Source organism: Streptomyces sp. NBC_00385 (assembly GCF_035917155.1).
GTDB classification, from domain to species: Bacteria; Actinomycetota; Actinomycetes; order Streptomycetales; family Streptomycetaceae; genus Streptomyces; species Streptomyces poriferorum.
This window is the reverse complement of sequence record NZ_CP107951.1, coordinates 7,944,932-7,958,941: the sequence shown is the minus strand read 5'-3', so window position 1 is coordinate 7,958,941 and position 14,010 is coordinate 7,944,932. Positions and strand designations below refer to the sequence as shown.

The 14,010-nt window shown below is 71.7% G+C and carries 10 protein-coding genes and 1 pseudogene; 4 read left to right on the top strand and 7 right to left on the bottom strand.

Features of this window, described 5'->3' with window-relative positions; all coding sequences use genetic code 11:
* Nucleotides 1–3 precede the first annotated feature (3 nt).
* Entirely contained in the window at nucleotides 4–1,566 is a 1,563-nt protein-coding gene (locus tag OG959_RS35345; protein ID WP_326665091.1) for a mucoidy inhibitor MuiA family protein, read from the top strand.
* Nucleotides 1,567–1,580: 14 nt separating this feature from the next.
* Here the strand turns inward: OG959_RS35345 and OG959_RS35340 are convergent, their stop codons facing one another.
* The 3 genes and pseudogenes from OG959_RS35340 to OG959_RS35330 all read right to left on the bottom strand — a co-directional run.
* The gene (locus tag OG959_RS35340) at nucleotides 1,581–1,934 is read right to left on the bottom strand and encodes a VOC family protein (protein WP_326665089.1); all 354 of its coding nucleotides are present in this window, start codon (nucleotides 1,932–1,934) and stop codon (nucleotides 1,581–1,583) included.
* 4 nt (nucleotides 1,935–1,938) lie between these two features.
* Nucleotides 1,939–2,424 (bottom strand): GNAT family N-acetyltransferase, encoded by a 486-nt coding sequence (locus tag OG959_RS35335; protein WP_326666800.1) that lies wholly within the window; start codon nucleotides 2,422–2,424, stop codon nucleotides 1,939–1,941.
* 72 nt (nucleotides 2,425–2,496) lie between these two features.
* Nucleotides 2,497–2,773 (bottom strand): annotated as a pseudogene (locus tag OG959_RS35330) (iron chelate uptake ABC transporter family permease subunit); the annotation flags it as partial.
* Nucleotides 2,774–2,847: 74 nt separating this feature from the next.
* Between OG959_RS35330 and OG959_RS35325 the strand changes: the two are divergent.
* Nucleotides 2,848–3,135: a hypothetical protein gene (locus tag OG959_RS35325; protein ID WP_326665087.1), complete on the top strand. Its 288-nt coding sequence runs from the start codon at nucleotides 2,848–2,850 to the stop codon at nucleotides 3,133–3,135.
* Nucleotides 3,136–3,166: 31 nt separating this feature from the next.
* Here the strand turns inward: OG959_RS35325 and OG959_RS35320 are convergent, their stop codons facing one another.
* The 4 genes from OG959_RS35320 to OG959_RS35305 form a co-directional block, all read right to left on the bottom strand.
* Entirely contained in the window at nucleotides 3,167–5,392 is a 2,226-nt protein-coding gene (locus OG959_RS35320; protein ID WP_326665085.1) for a serine/threonine-protein kinase, read from the bottom strand.
* A 159-nt stretch (nucleotides 5,393–5,551) separates the two neighbouring features.
* Nucleotides 5,552–7,126, bottom strand: a complete 1,575-nt coding sequence (locus OG959_RS35315; protein WP_326665083.1) for a DUF2207 family protein — start codon at nucleotides 7,124–7,126, stop codon at nucleotides 5,552–5,554.
* On the bottom strand, nucleotides 7,123–7,677 hold the full coding sequence (locus tag OG959_RS35310; RefSeq protein ID WP_326665082.1) for a LemA family protein: 555 nt from the start codon (nucleotides 7,675–7,677) through the stop codon (nucleotides 7,123–7,125). The genes OG959_RS35315 and OG959_RS35310 overlap by 4 nt, the downstream gene beginning before the upstream one ends.
* A gap of 125 nt (nucleotides 7,678–7,802) precedes the next feature.
* Nucleotides 7,803–8,816, bottom strand: a complete 1,014-nt coding sequence (locus tag OG959_RS35305) for a LuxR C-terminal-related transcriptional regulator (protein ID WP_326665081.1) — start codon at nucleotides 8,814–8,816, stop codon at nucleotides 7,803–7,805.
* Between the two features lie 202 nt (nucleotides 8,817–9,018).
* Between OG959_RS35305 and OG959_RS35300 the strand changes: the two genes are divergently transcribed.
* On the top strand, nucleotides 9,019–11,823 hold the full coding sequence (locus tag OG959_RS35300; RefSeq protein ID WP_326665079.1) for a M4 family metallopeptidase: 2,805 nt from the start codon (nucleotides 9,019–9,021) through the stop codon (nucleotides 11,821–11,823).
* Between the two features lie 221 nt (nucleotides 11,824–12,044).
* Nucleotides 12,045–13,940 carry an alkyl/aryl-sulfatase gene (locus OG959_RS35295; protein WP_326665077.1) on the top strand — a complete coding sequence of 632 codons (1,896 nt, stop codon included), beginning with the start codon at nucleotides 12,045–12,047 and terminating at the stop codon, nucleotides 13,938–13,940.
* Nucleotides 13,941–14,010 lie beyond the last annotated feature (70 nt).

Genomic DNA, 14,010 nt, shown 5'->3' with positions numbered 1-14,010 from the left:
CTCATGTCCACGGCCCCGAAGCCGATCGCTCTCCCTGTCACCGCTGTCACGTGTCTGGAGGACCGTGCCCACATCGAGCGCTCCACCGTGCTCGACCTGGAGGCCGGGATCCAGCGGCTGCGTCTCGGGCCGGTCAGTGCGCTGGCCGTCGACAGGACGCTCCATGCCGAGCTGACCTCCGATCACCCCGCGACCGTGCTCGACGTGCGGATCGTCCGCGACTGGACGCCGCGCGAGCCGTCGCCTCCCACGGAGGACGACTCCGCGCTGCGCCACCGCGTGCACACCCTCGAAGAGGAGCAGCGGGAGCTGGGACAGCGGCGCGACCGGCTGAACGCCCGCCTCGACCTGCTCGGGCGCCTCGCCGGCGACCTGCTGCGGGAGGTCGGCGAGGGCGCGGGGTTCGGGGAGACGGAGCGGCCCCGCTGGACCCGCGAGCTGGACCGGGTGGACGCCGAACGCGACGTACACGCCGAGCAACTCCGGTCCGTGCAGGTGCGGCTGACCGCTCTCGCGGCCGAACTCGAGGACGTCCAGCTGGCGCTGAACCTGTCGGAGGAGGAACCGGCCGAGCTGGTCGGCCACATCGAGCTGACGGTGAAGACGGCCGCCGCCGGCCCCGTGGGGCTGCGTCTGAGCCATCTCACCCCGTGCGCGCTGTGGCGGCCCGCCTACCGGGCGGTGCTCGACGGGGACGGTCTGACGCTGGAGACCGACGCGATGGTCTGGCAGCGTACCGGTGAGGACTGGTCCGGGGTACGGCTGGCCCTGTCGACGGCGCGTTCGGCGCTGGCCACCGATCCGCCCCGGCTGGACGAGGACCGGCTGACGCTCAAGGACCGCTCCGCCGCGGAGCGCCGCACGGTCGAGGTCGAACTGCGCGAGGAGGAGATCGGGACCCTCGGGCCGGCGACGGTGCTCGGCCTGCCCGGCGTGGACGACGGCGGCGAGGCGCGGGTGCTGAGGTCCCCGGCACCGGTCTCGGTCCCCGGGGACGGCGCGGCCCACCGGGTGCGGCTGTCCGCCTTCACCGCACCCGCACCGAGCGAGTACGCCTGCTCACCGGAGTTGTCCCCCCTGGTCACCCAGGTGGTGAGGTTCGACAACCGGTCCGGCCACGCGCTGCTCGCCGGGCCCGTGGACCTCGTCCGCGGCAGCGGGTTCAGCGGCCGCGGCACGCTGGACTTCACCGCCCCGGGCTCCCCCGCCGAGCTGGCCTTCGGCAGCTGCGACGACTACCGGGTGGTCCGGGACACCGAGGAGTCCCGCGACGTCGCGGGCCTCACCCAGCGGACGGTGGTCACGCGCACGGTCCGGCTGCACCTGTCCCGGTTCTCCGCCCCCGGCGAGCACGGCGACCGGGTGGTGGCCGTCCGGGAACGCGTCCCCGTCTCCGAGGTCTCGGCGGTGGAGGTACGCCTGCGCAAGGACGCGTGCTCCCCGGCGCCGGACGCGGTCGACGCCGAGGGCATCGCCCGCTGGGACGTCGCGCTCCCGCCGGGTGGTCGTCGCACGGTCACGCTGGTGTACGAGTTGTCGGCGAGCGGCAAGGTCAGCGGTCTCTGACGCCGGGCGGCGGGTCAGTAGTACTGGGCCATGCAGAATTCGTGGTCCTCGGGATCGGCCATGACGACGACCACGCCCTCGTCGTACTCGTGCCGCTCTCCGGTGAACCTGCCGCCGAGGGCGACGACCTGGGCCATGCCCTGCTCGATGTCGTCGACCGCGATGTCGAGGTGCAGGCGTACCTTGCCCCGCTTCGGTTCCGCCACCGGCTGGAAGACGAGGCGGGGCTGCGGGTCGTCGCGGTGGCCGAGATAGATCCAGCCCGGCTCGGACGGCCCCTGCGGGCGGTCCAGCAGCGCGCTCCAGAAGCCCGCCACGCGTTCCACGTCGACGCAGTCGACCGTCACTCCGGCCCATCGGTTCGTCATACCCTCAGCTCCCTCCCGTCGGGCGGTACTCCAGCAGAAGGGCTTCCCCCTCGCTCGACACGCGCCGGAAGCCCGCCTTCTCCCAGGCACGCACGGCACGGACGTTCGTCACTTCCGGATCAACCGTCACCCGCTGCCATTCCAGGGTTCCACACACATGGTTCGTGAGTGCACGGGCCGCGTCCGGTCCCAGGCCGCGACCGCGCGCGCCGGCGACCAGCACCAGGTCGAGACCGCCTCCGGCCGAGCCGTCGTACCAGTACTGCGCGTAGCCCACGGGCTCTCCCTGCGCGAGCACCAGGAACGACTCGACCTCCGGGCGCCGACGCCCCAGGTACTTGGCAGCCACTTCCTCGCGCGACACCGGCGCCCCGCCCCAGTGCTCCACGAAACCTGGATCGGCGAACCAGCCGGCCAGCAGACGCAGGTCGTCCTCGGACGTGGGAACGAGCCGTGTCAGCTCTCCATTGACGACAGGTCCTCGATGCATCAAATCCCCCTCGCTCCCTCCCTGTTCTACCTGTTCTGCCGGCCGTGATCCACCCGGCGCGCCCGGTTGGGATCCTCGTCGGGACTCCCCCACAAGCAGGACCAGCAGACGCCCCGCCGACACACACGGTGACCGCGCCGGCCAGCAGCAGCACGCCCGGAATCGCATGCTGCGCCGCGATGCCGGCGCCGAACAGCAGGAGTGCGCCGACGAGCGCCGCACCGGTGAGGTCCACGGAGGCTCCGCGCCTGAGGCGGCGGGCGATCTGCGGAGCCGCCGGCGCGACGAAGGCGACGGGGCCCGCCGCGGCGGTCACCGCGGCTGTCGCGGCCACGGTAAGAACGACCAGCCCCGTCGGCCGGGCGGGGCGGGGAGCCGCCTTCAGCCGGCTGTCCGCGGAAGCTCGCGTGAGATCATCCGTCCATGAGCAGCGACCTGGAAGTAACCGCTCTGGCGATCAATGTCATGATCCCGCAGGCCCTCCGCTGGACGGACACGCGGCGCGGTGAGGCGTTCACGCTGACCACCCTCAACGTCCGGCTTCTCCCGGACGGCCGCCTGGCCGCGAAGGCGTACGGCCGGCCGGTGGCCGGCGGCCGGGGCGCGTACGTGTCCTTCCCCGTCCCCGACGACCCCGAACTGGCGGCTCTGATCGCCGACGCCGCCGGCCGTGCGGGGGTGTTGTGGGCCGCCCATCGCGGGCTCGGGTGAGCCCGGTCCGACGCGTCCCGCCCGTCTGAGGTCAGCCCGCCTCCGGCGGATTCTGCGCGTCGAAGGCGAAGAGGGTGTTCTTCGCCGCGGCCACGACCACCGCACGACCCGCGACGGTGACGCGCGGGCTCGCGCCCTGCCCACCCGTCAGGCCGTCGGCCTGCGGGTCCGTCGTCCACAGGATCTTTCCGCCCTTCGGCGCCAGGGCGACCACCCGGCCGGATGCCGAGCTGAAATACAGTGCGCCGGCTCCCGCCGCAGGGCCCGCGGCACCCTCCACACCCGTCTGCCGGGACCACTTCTTCCGGCCTGTCGCGGGGTCGAGCGCCGTGACGAGTCCGGTCTGCCCGCTCACGTACAGGGTGCCGTCCGCTATTCCGGGCGCTCCCGCGTAGGTCCTGGCCAGTCGGGAGTACGTCACCTTCCGCGAGACCGGATCGACCCGCGCCACCCCGTCGTAGCCGGTCGTCTCCGTTCCCTCCCTGTGCTCCTGGAGAAGTACGAGCCTGCCGCCGGCGACGCCCACCGGCACGGCGGGGCCATCGACCGCGAGGGGGCTGCCCAGGGCCCCCGAGGCGCGGTCGAGCGCGTACAGGGTGGGGTGGCGCACCTCCAGGGCATTGATCTCGTCATCCGTCGCGCACATCGCGAACAGCCGTGGGCCCACCGGAACGGGGGCACACCGCGTACCCCCGGGGAACGCCGTCGTCCAGGTGACCTCACCGCTGCGCGCGTCCCGGGCCTCGAAGCGGGAGTCGGAGGCGTCGACGGTCACCACCGCGGAGCCGATCACGGCGGCGTCCTGTGTCCGGCCGGTGACCGCCGTCGACTGGGCGCCGGACGGCACGGACCACAGCTCCCGGCCGCTGTCCGCGTCGAGGGCCACCACCTCGGTGGAAGGATCCTGCGGAGCGTCCTGAGCGGCGAAGCGGTAGCCGAGCACCGTGTCGTCGGTGACGCCCACCAGGTGCATGCCCTGGACGGGGACCCCCGGGCTCTTCGCCGTCCACCGCGACGAGCCGTCCACGGCACTGACGCGGGTCGCGACGACACCGCCGCCCCCGCAGAACAGCGCGTCCCCGCGCGCGACGCATCGCAGTTCGTCGGGAATGTCCTCGCTCCCGGCCTGCACGGTCCTGTGCCACGGCTTGAAGCCGTCCGGCAGCGCGGCACCCGGCGCCGCGACGCCGTTGCCCTTCTCGCCGCCGCTGCTCGCCCCGGAGTCGCCCGTCTTCAGTGCGGCGGCTCCCCCGCCGATCGCCGCCACCGCGACCGCCGCCGCGAGCACGGGCCGCCACCGGCTGCGCAGCCGGCGCCCGATGGCGGTGCTCCCGTTGCCGGAACCGGCCGGGGCGGTCGGGTCCGGGGTGGGCCGCGTCGAGAAGTGATGCTGGGTTTTCATGTCCCGGGTGCGGCCGGCGCCCGTCCGGTGCGTGCCGGTCCCGCCCAGATCGCCCGGCAGGTCGCGCAGCAGCACGAGGAGTTCGTCCGCCGACGGGCGGCCCTCGGGCTCCTTGTCCAGGCACGGCTCGACGACCGCGCGCAACGCCACCGGCACGGCGTCCAGCGAGGGTTCCTCGTGTACCACCTGATAGGCGGTCATGTACGGGCTGTCCGAGTCGAAGGGCCCGTGACCGGTCGCCGCGTACACCAGCAGGGTCCCCAGCGAGAAGACGTCGGACCGCGGTCCCACACCACGCGGCGCCTGCAACTGCTCCGGCGACATGAAGGGCGGTGTACCGATGACCCGCCCCGTCATCGTGAGCGTCTGCTGGTCCACGGCGCGCGAGATGCCGAAGTCGATGACGCGCGGGCCCTCGGGCGAGAGCACGACGTTCGAGGGCTTCAGGTCACGGTGGACGACTCCGACCCGGTGGATGTCGCGGAGCGCCTCCGCCAGCCCGATGGCGAGCCTCCGCAGCTCGTCTCCGTCCAGCGGGCCGTGCGCCGCGATGTACTGGGCGAGCGTGTGCCCCTCGATATAGGTCGTGGCCATCCACGGCTGCTCGGCGTCGGGGGCGGCGTCGACCACGGCGGCGGTGAACGCGCCGCTCACCCGCCTCGCGGCCGCCACCTCCTGACGGAAGCGCACGCGGAACTCGTCGTCTCCCGCGTACTGCTGGTGGATCAGCTTGATCGCAACCGGCCGCCCCGAACTCGTACGGGCCAGAAAGACCGTGCCCATGCCGCCCGAACCGAGCCGCGCCTCGAGCGGATAGCCGCCGATCTCGGCCGGGTCACCTGCGCGCAGCGACACTCTTCCCGTCCTCCCGTCCCCCGTGAACCACTGGCTGCACGGGCGTGCGTATCTGTCCTGCACACAAACTAGTCGCAGGGCGGTACGGCGGAGCGAAGCGGGTGACGAACCGGGAGCCCGGAGCTGCGCCCGCATGCCCCGGGCTCCCCGGCCTCTTCCTCAGGAGGCGTCCTGCCTGGCGGGCTTCAACCGGTCGCCCTCCGGCATCGCGGCCCTCAGCAGCTCCGCGGAACGGATGGTGCGGGTGCCCCGCGAGACCCCGAGCCGTACCCGGGCGCCGGTCGCGATGCCCTGGGAGGCCGCGGGCAGCGCCCAGGCGGTCGTCAGGTCCGTGTCCCCCTCGTCCAGGACCAGGAAGCGGGCCGCACCCTTCCCCTTGCGCGACTCCATCCGCAGCACCTCACCGGTGATCATGTCGGGTTCCCTGCGCTCCAGGCAGGCGAGTACCACGAAGTACGCAGCCAGCGCGCCGAGGACCACCATCGCCGCCAACTCAGCGGGCACAGGCCCCTCCTGGGCTGCCGCTTCGCTGAACCAGCCGTGCTCGCTCTGCTCGAAGTTGCCGGGCATCATCGCCAGGAACGCCACCAGCAGCGTCCAACGGCTGAACTTGCCGGCCACCACGAGCCCGAGCAGTGCGCTGACGACCCAGCCGGCACTCAGCACGAGTCCCGGCCGGCGCCACGGGTGCTCGCCGTACGCCTCGAAGCCGACCGACCAGTCGGGCTGCCGCAGCACGGCGAAGACACAGAGGCCCGCCACGACCACGCCCGCCCCGGCCGCCAGGTCCAGGAGGCGGACCGTCGAGCGGCCGAACCCGGGCCGCAGCCGCGGGTAGCGGATCCGCACCGGGCGCCAGGTCCCTCCGTACGAGGACCAGACGCGTCGCCGGTCTCCCGAGTCGAAGCCGAGGAGCCGGCTGGTGAGCGTGGTGACGCCGAGCGCGGTCCCGTAGGCGAGATAGCGGTCCCAGACGGTCACGGCTGCGGGCGGCAGCCGGGCGAAGTCCTCGTGCGCGGTCAGCCAGGACCGCAGTCCGGCCCAGTGCCCGGCGCGTTCCAGTCCTCTGGGTGTCGCCCGCTCCCCCAAGGATCTGCCCAGCAGGAACATCAGCGGGAGCGCCGGCGCCACACCGACGGCGAGCGCGGCACGCAGGTTGTGACCTCCCATGACCGCGGCCACGGTGAACAGCGCACCGGGCACGAACGCGCAGAACATCAGAGCCCTGACGAGCCACGGCGCGAACCGGAACCGGGACAGGCCGCGCAGCCGGGCCTCGCCGATGATCTCCTTGCGCAGCTCGGCGTTCCACGCGGCGGCGCGCTTGACGTCACGGAAGGCGATCGCCCCGATCGGCGCGGCGCCGTTCGCGGCGCGGGCGCTGACGCGGTCCAGTACGCGCCGCTCGTAGGGCAGCAGCATCGGTGCCGCCCGGCCGGCCTCGGTGACGTGAACGCTGCTGCGGGCCGGGTCGTCGCCCGGCTGCCGCAGCTCGACGAGCCCGCGGGCCGCGAGGTCCAGCAGGGTGGCCGCGGCGGCGTGCTCCACGCCCCGCCAGCCGTTGCCGAGGAGGCTGACCACGGCCGGCGACTCGGGCTCGTCCCCGAGCTCCTGGCTCGCGGGCCCCGGTGTGACCACGCCGTCGCGGGTGACGGCCAGCGCGATTCCGAAGACGACGAGCCAGAGCACGATCAGGGCGGCGCCGCCCCAGTAGAGCTGTTCGATGTGTGTCACGCGAATCTCACCTGGACCGGGTCCTGCGGCGCACCGGCGGCCTCGAAGTACTCCCGCAGCCCGTGCGCTCCGCCCAGCCCGGCCACGATGTTCCCCGGGAAACTCTCCAGGGCGGTGTGGTAGCTCTGCACGGCGCTGTTGTAGAACTGCCGCGCGTACGCGATCTTGTCCTCCGCCGAGCTCAGCTCGGCCTGCACCGCGCTGAAGTGCTGATCGGCCTTGAGGTCGGGATAGCTCTCCCCGAGCGCGAACAGCTTCCCCAGCGTCGCGGTGAGCGCGTCCTCGGCGGCCGCCCGGTCCGTCGCCCCGAGCTCGCCGCTGACGGCCGCCCCGCGCGCGGCGGTGACCGCTTCGAAGGTTCCGCGCTCGTGGGCGGCGTAGCCGCGCGCCCCCTCGACGAGATTCGGTATCAGGTCGTGGCGCCGCTTCAACTGCACGTCGATCTGCGCCCACGAAGCCTGCGTCTGATTCCGCAGCCGGACGAGCCGGTTGTAGGTCCGGACGACCCACCACACGCCCACGACCAGCAATACCGCAACAATCGCACCCACGATGACACCCACGGCGTCGCCCCCAGAGGCCCTCAAGGATCTGGCCCCCCTGGCCGATCGACGTGATCATATTCCGGCCGTCAAGGCCCGGCGGCCGGGGGCGCCCGCCTCCGGACAGGCCGCCCTCACACGGTCAGCCAGCCCCGTAGTGCCGCCTGCACCCCGGCCTGGAACCGGGTCTCCGCGTTCAGGGCCTGCATCAGGCGGGTGATGCGGCGGCGGACCGTGTGCACATGGATGTCGAGGCGCCGGGCCATCGCCTCGTCCTTCAGGCCGGACGCGAGCATGGTCAGCAGTTCCCGGTCCTCGTCCGTGATCCGGTCGTGCGTGACGGACCCGATGGGGACGGCCCGCTCCCAGACCGCCTCGAACAGCGGCACCAGCGCGTTGCTCAGGAGCGAGTCGCTCACCACCAGGGCCGAGGCCGTCGGGTCCGCCGCGTCGGTCGGCGGCAGCAGGGTCACCCGCCGGTCCACGGTGATGAGTTTCGTCGGCAGATCCGTTCCCACCCGTATCTGGACGCCCTGACGGGCCAGATCGCCCAGGCCACGGGCGCGCCCCTGGAAGCTCAGCCCTTCGCGGTCCACCGCGACGCGCACCCGTACTCCGCGCCGGACGGGTTCGGCCACGTCGAGGGGTGCGGGCATTCCGTCCGGCTGACTGGCCGCGTAGGGCGGCCGGTCCAGCAGTGCCACCTCCTCGCTCGCCGACACCACGAGCGAGGCCACTCGCGCGGCGATGGCCGCGCCGCCCCGGACCGTCTCGATACCGGTGGCGCGGGGGGTGTTCACGGAGCTCAGCAACTGGGCGGCGATCCGGTCGACGGATCCGGTCAGCTCCTCCAACTCGGCTGACCTGTGGAGGAGTTCGGCCTGCCGCAGATGAATCAGGTTACGCAGCGCGGTGGCGGGGGCCACGGCGGCGGGCAGCCCCGACGGTTCTCGGGCCGGGTGCGTGAAGTGGTGCTCGGCCAGTTGGTCGAGCGCGTGCGTGACCCGGCGCACGGTCAGCCCGAGGGACTGCGCCAGCGCGGTACGGGAGGCGTGTTCGGGTACGTCGAGCAGCGCTTCGTACACCCGGAGTTCGTCCGCTCCGAGCCCGAGCGCCTGCCATTGCGTGTCCCACCCAGTCAGCCCCACTGGCCGAATTCTCACCTGTCAATGCAGGCCACACAAGTGTGGACGTCCACAAGTGCACACCCGGAACGCATTGTTCACACCCCTGTTCCGGTACTTGCATGTCCATATCCGATATCCGTTCATGCAGTAGTGGCACCGGAGGGGCACCGTGCGGAGTTCATCGCGCAAGAGATCAGCCAGAGCAGGACAGGGATCCGGCAGCATGATCGTCGGCCAGGGCATCGCCGCAGTGCTGGCCGCCGCGGGCCTGTTGGTGACGGCGATACCGGCCGCCCACGCGGACACCGCCCCCGCGTCCGCCACGTCCGAGGTGACGCCGGGCGCGGAGACCGAGACTCCGTCGCTCGTCACCGACCTGAACGAGCCGGTGGCCGCCACCGGCAGCGCCGCCGACGCCGCCCGCGGCCACCTGAAGTCGAAGAAGAGCCGCTACCACATCGCCGACCCGGCGGGGGACCTGAAGGTCGTCGACACCCAGGCCGAGGGCGGGCGCGAGACGGTGCGCCTCCAGCAGAAGTACAAGGGTGTCACGGTCATGGGCGGCGAGTACGTCGTCCGGATGGAAAAGAAGTCCGGCAAGCGGGCCGTCACCGGCACCTCCGGCAAGTTCTTCACCGAGCTGAAGCTGGACACGGTCGCCCCGAAGGTCTCCGAGAAGACGGCGATCGAGCGGGCCGTCAGCGCGGTCACCACCCGGTTCGGCGGCGGCCTCCTGCGCGCCCCGGCCAAGGGCGAGAAGAAGGCCGCGGCGGAGTTCACCGGCACGGCCGGCGCCGTCACGATCCTCCCGCAGGGCACCGGCGTGCTCACCCGGCACATCACCGTCACGGGCACCAACCCGGCCGACGGCTCGCCGGTGCAGCAGGAGGTGTACATCGACGCGCACTCCGGCTTCCCGGTGATGCAGTACAGCGGCATCAAGACCTTCGGCGCCACGGGCACGGGCACCGGCGCGACGGAAGGCGTCGCGGCCCCCGCCGACGCCTCCACCGCGGCCGGCGACCAGCTCGTCGTCAAGGGCAGCGGCGTCCGCTACAACGGCCAGAAGGTCGACATCAATCTGTACAAGGACACCAAGGGTCTCCTGCAGATGATCGACTACAGCAAGCGGGACGCGGACGACTCCATATACGCGGGCCCCATGATCGCCACGTACGACGCCCGCGGCCGTGAGGCGTCCAGCGCCTCCGGTGTCTGGCCCACCGGCGTCAAGTACTTCCAGCCCGCCACCCCGGATCTCGGCGAGGAGTACACCGACTCCGGCGCCGTGGACGCCCACTGGGCGGCCGGCAAGGTCTACGACTACTACAAGAACCACTTCGGCCGGGAGGGCCTCGACGGCAAGGACGGCTACATCTACTCCCTGGTCGGTGTCGTCCAGCGGGGCCAGCCGTACAACAACGCCTTCTGGGACGGCCAGAAGATGGTGTACGGCCAGGGCGGCGGTGACTTCCGCACCTTCTCCGCGGACACCGACGTCGTCGGCCACGAGATGACGCACGGCGTCGTCGAGCACACCGCGAACCTGGTCTACGCGGGCCAGTCCGGCGCCATGAACGAGGCCATCGCCGACTACTTCGGCAACGCCATCGACCTGGAGGCCAACGGCCAGTCGATGGACGACCCGGACGCCGGTCTCCTCGGCGAGGACCTGTGCACCACCGCGGGCCCCCGCGAGTGCGCCCTGCGCGACCTGAACGACGGCGCCACCACGTCGAAGAACTTCATCGGCGTCACCTACAGCGGTGACAACGGCGGCGTGCACCTCAACTCCACCATCTTCTCCGGCGCGCTGTGGGACCTGCGTGAGGACCTCGGCGGCGAACTCGCCGACCAGATCGTCTACCGCGCCCTGTCCGCGTACATGACCCCTCTCGACGGCTTCACCGAGGGCCGCGCCGCGGTCATCGCCGCCGCGAAGGAGCTGGGCGCCACCAAGGCCCAGCTGGCGATCGTCAAGCGGTCCTTCGACGCGCACGGCATCGTCCCCGGCTGGGAGAAGGCCCTCGGCGTCGACACCGACACGCTCATCTCCAAGGTCAACGTCGCCAGCACCGGCGTGGGCGCGGCAGGCGGCAAGTACGCCGTCTCCCGCTCCAACGAGGACGGCAGCGAGCCGTACTCGGTGTGGCTGGGCAACACCTCCGGCAAGGGCCAGCCGCAGCTGGTGAGCGCCAACAACGGCGACTACAACGTCTACGCCAACACCGACGGCAAGACGGTGGTGTGGGCCGACTACAGCAGCCAGGGCATCTTCATCATGGCGCGCCCGGTCGGCGGCGGCCTCGCCAAGAGGGTCGACGGCATCGGCAGCGACGTCACCGGCCTCGTCGTGGACGGCGACTGGGTCGCGTACACCGCCCTCAACCCGCAGTACGGTGTCACGAACGTCCGCTACGTCAACATGAAGACCGGCGAGACCGGTCTGGTCGACGGCGGCCGTCCGTACAACATCTCGGGCCTGGCCTCCATCAAGGACGGCAAGATCGCCTACGCCAAGGTGGCCCCCGACGCGAACGGCAACATGAAGGTCGGCGTCGAGGTCTTCGACACAGCGACCCACACCAAAACAACGATGCCCGCCTCCGACGACACCATGGGCATCGGCCAGACCGCGATCACCGACGACGGTGTCTTCTGGATCGAGGACGACGACGCCACCGACACCGGCAAGGCCGCGGTGCGCCGCGCGAACCTCGACGGCTCGAACCCGGTCACCGTCACCCCGGAAGCGGGCGAAGGCTCCCTCTACGCCTACTCGCTGACGGCCTCGGACGACGCGGTCAGCATCTCGACCGTCCCGCCGGCCACCTCGTGGGCCAACGACACGATGATGAAGCTGTACCAGGTCGCCCCCGACGGCAAGGGCGGCGCGCAGCGCATGTCCTGCAACCGTGGCGAGCAGGTGTTCGGCGCCGCTGACGAGGGCCAGCGGGTCCTGTGGTTCGACGGCACCACCGGCTACACGAACCTCGTGAAGCGCGACCGCCCGGCGGGCCGTTGCTGATCGAGGACTGACACCGACGGGAGAGGCGGCCGGGCTTTGGGGAGCCCGGCCGCCTCTCCCGTGCCCGGCCGGGAGCGTGCCGCCGTCGGCCGCTGCTCCGTCGCCCGCGCCTGCGCCTGATCCGTTCGGAGTAGCCCTGCTGGCAGGGGAGTGACGCTGCGGCAAGGCTGGCGGACAGGGCCGCCGACGGGCCGCCCCAGTCTGCCGCGAGGGAGCGCACCATGACCGGGAACACGCAGTCCAAGCCTGCCCAGTCCTCGATCAGCCGGGCCAACGAGGAGATCCTGGCCCGATTCCCGTTCGATGACACCCAGGACATGGACGACGCCCGGCGCGGGTTCATGGGAACGGCGGAGAGCAGCGAGATCAGTACGGCCGACGGCACGTCCGTCTGGAACCTCGATGCTTACGGATTCCTGGCGCAGGACTGCCCGCCCACCGCCAATCCGAGCCTGTGGCGGCAGAGCCGGCTGGTCGCCGACCATGGACTGTTCGAGGTCGTGGAGGGCATCTACCAGATCCGCGGATTCGACCTGTCGAACATGACGGTCGTCGAGGGCGAGCGCGGCGTCCTGGTGATCGACCCGCTGATCTCCTCGGAGACCGCCGCCGCGGCCCTGGCGCTCTACCGCAGCCATCGTGGCGACCGTCCGGTCACCGCCGTGCTGTACACGCACAGTCATGTCGACCACTTCGGTGGAGTGAAGGGCGTGCTCACCGAGGAGGAGGTCGCCGGGGGCGTGCCCGTGATCGCGCCGGAGGGCTTCCTGGAACACGCGGTCAGCGAGAACGTGTACGCGGGCACGGCGATGGCCCGGCGCGCCGCCTACATGTACGGGGCCGCCCTGCCCAAGGGCCCGCAGGGACAGATCGGTGCGGGACTGGGGCAGACGACCTCGACGGGATCGGTCGGCCTGATCCCTCCGACGCTCGACATCACCCGCACCGGGCAGACGGAGACCGTCGACGGCATCCGTATGGTCTTCCAGCTCACGCCCGGCACCGAGGCCCCCTCCGAGCTGAACATCCACTTCCCCGACCACTCGGCACTCTGCCTCGCCGAGAACGCGACCCACAACCTGCACAACCTGCTGACCCTCCGGGGTGCGGAGGTCCGCGACCCGCGGGTCTGGGCCATGTACCTGACCGAGGCGGTCACCCTGTTCGGCGACTCCACGGACGTCGCCTTCGCCTCCCACCACTGGCCCGTGTGGGGGCGGGAGAAGGCGCAGGCCTTCCTCACCGAACAACGCGACCTGTACGCCTACCTGCACGACCAGACGCTGCGGATGATCAACCAGGGAATGACACCCCTGGAGATCGCCGAGGCGATGGACATGCCGCCGGCGCTGGAGCGGGCCTGGCACACCCACGGCTACTACGGCTCCGTCAGCCACAACACCAAGGCCATCTACCAGCGCTACATGGGCTGGTTCGACGGGAACCCGGCCCATCTGTGGGAGCACCCGCCCGTCGAGGCCTCGAAGCGGTATGTGGACTTCATGGGGGGCGCCGACGAGGTGGTGCGCCGGGCGCGTGACGCGTTCGCCGGAGGCGACTTCCGCTGGGTCGCGCAGGTCGTGAACCATGTCGTCTTCGCCGACCCGACCCATGCGGAGGCCCTCGCCCTGCAGGCGGACGCGCTGGAGCAGCTGGGGTACGGCAGCGAGAACGGCACCTGGCGCAACTTCTACCTGACAGGTGCTCTGGAACTCCGCCGGGGCCCGGTCGGGTCGCCGACCACCACCGCGTCCGCCGACTTCCTCCGCGCGCTGTCGCTGGACCAGCTCTTCGACGCCCTGTCCATCCGGGTCGACGGTCCCCGCAGCTGGGACGCGGACATCAGCGTGCGCTGGAACGTGACGGGCGGGGAGCCCGTCACCCTGCGGCTGCGCAACGGCGTGCTCACCCACATCGCCGGGACCGGACCGGCCGTCTCCTCGCCCGACGTGGAGGTGGCTCTGGACGAGGCGGCGCTGCGTGGCGTCCTGCTGGGCAGCCTCCCCCCGTCGGAACTCGCCGGGCGCGCCACCATCACCGGGGACGCGGCGAAGATCACCGAACTCCTCGGCCACCTCAGCCCCCCGGACCCGGACTTCACCATCGTCACTCCCTGATCCGACCGGCTACGGCGGCGCGGTCCGGCACGGGCCGGTCCGCGCCCGCCCGGTCCCTGAGCCGCTTCGG

Excerpts from the sequence above, each read along its gene's own strand:
- OG959_RS35345 (WP_326665091.1), top strand. The coding sequence starts at position 4 with ATGTCCACGGCCCCGAAGCCGATCGCTCTCCCTGTCACCGCTGTCACG.
- OG959_RS35340 (WP_326665089.1), bottom strand. The coding sequence starts at position 1,934 with ATGACGAACCGATGGGCCGGAGTGACGGTCGACTGCGTCGACGTGGAA.
- OG959_RS35335 (WP_326666800.1), bottom strand. The coding sequence starts at position 2,424 with ATGCATCGAGGACCTGTCGTCAATGGAGAGCTGACACGGCTCGTTCCC.
- OG959_RS35325 (WP_326665087.1), top strand. The coding sequence starts at position 2,848 with ATGAGCAGCGACCTGGAAGTAACCGCTCTGGCGATCAATGTCATGATC.
- OG959_RS35300 (WP_326665079.1), top strand. The coding sequence starts at position 9,019 with ATGATCGTCGGCCAGGGCATCGCCGCAGTGCTGGCCGCCGCGGGCCTG.
- OG959_RS35295 (WP_326665077.1), top strand. The coding sequence starts at position 12,045 with ATGACCGGGAACACGCAGTCCAAGCCTGCCCAGTCCTCGATCAGCCGG.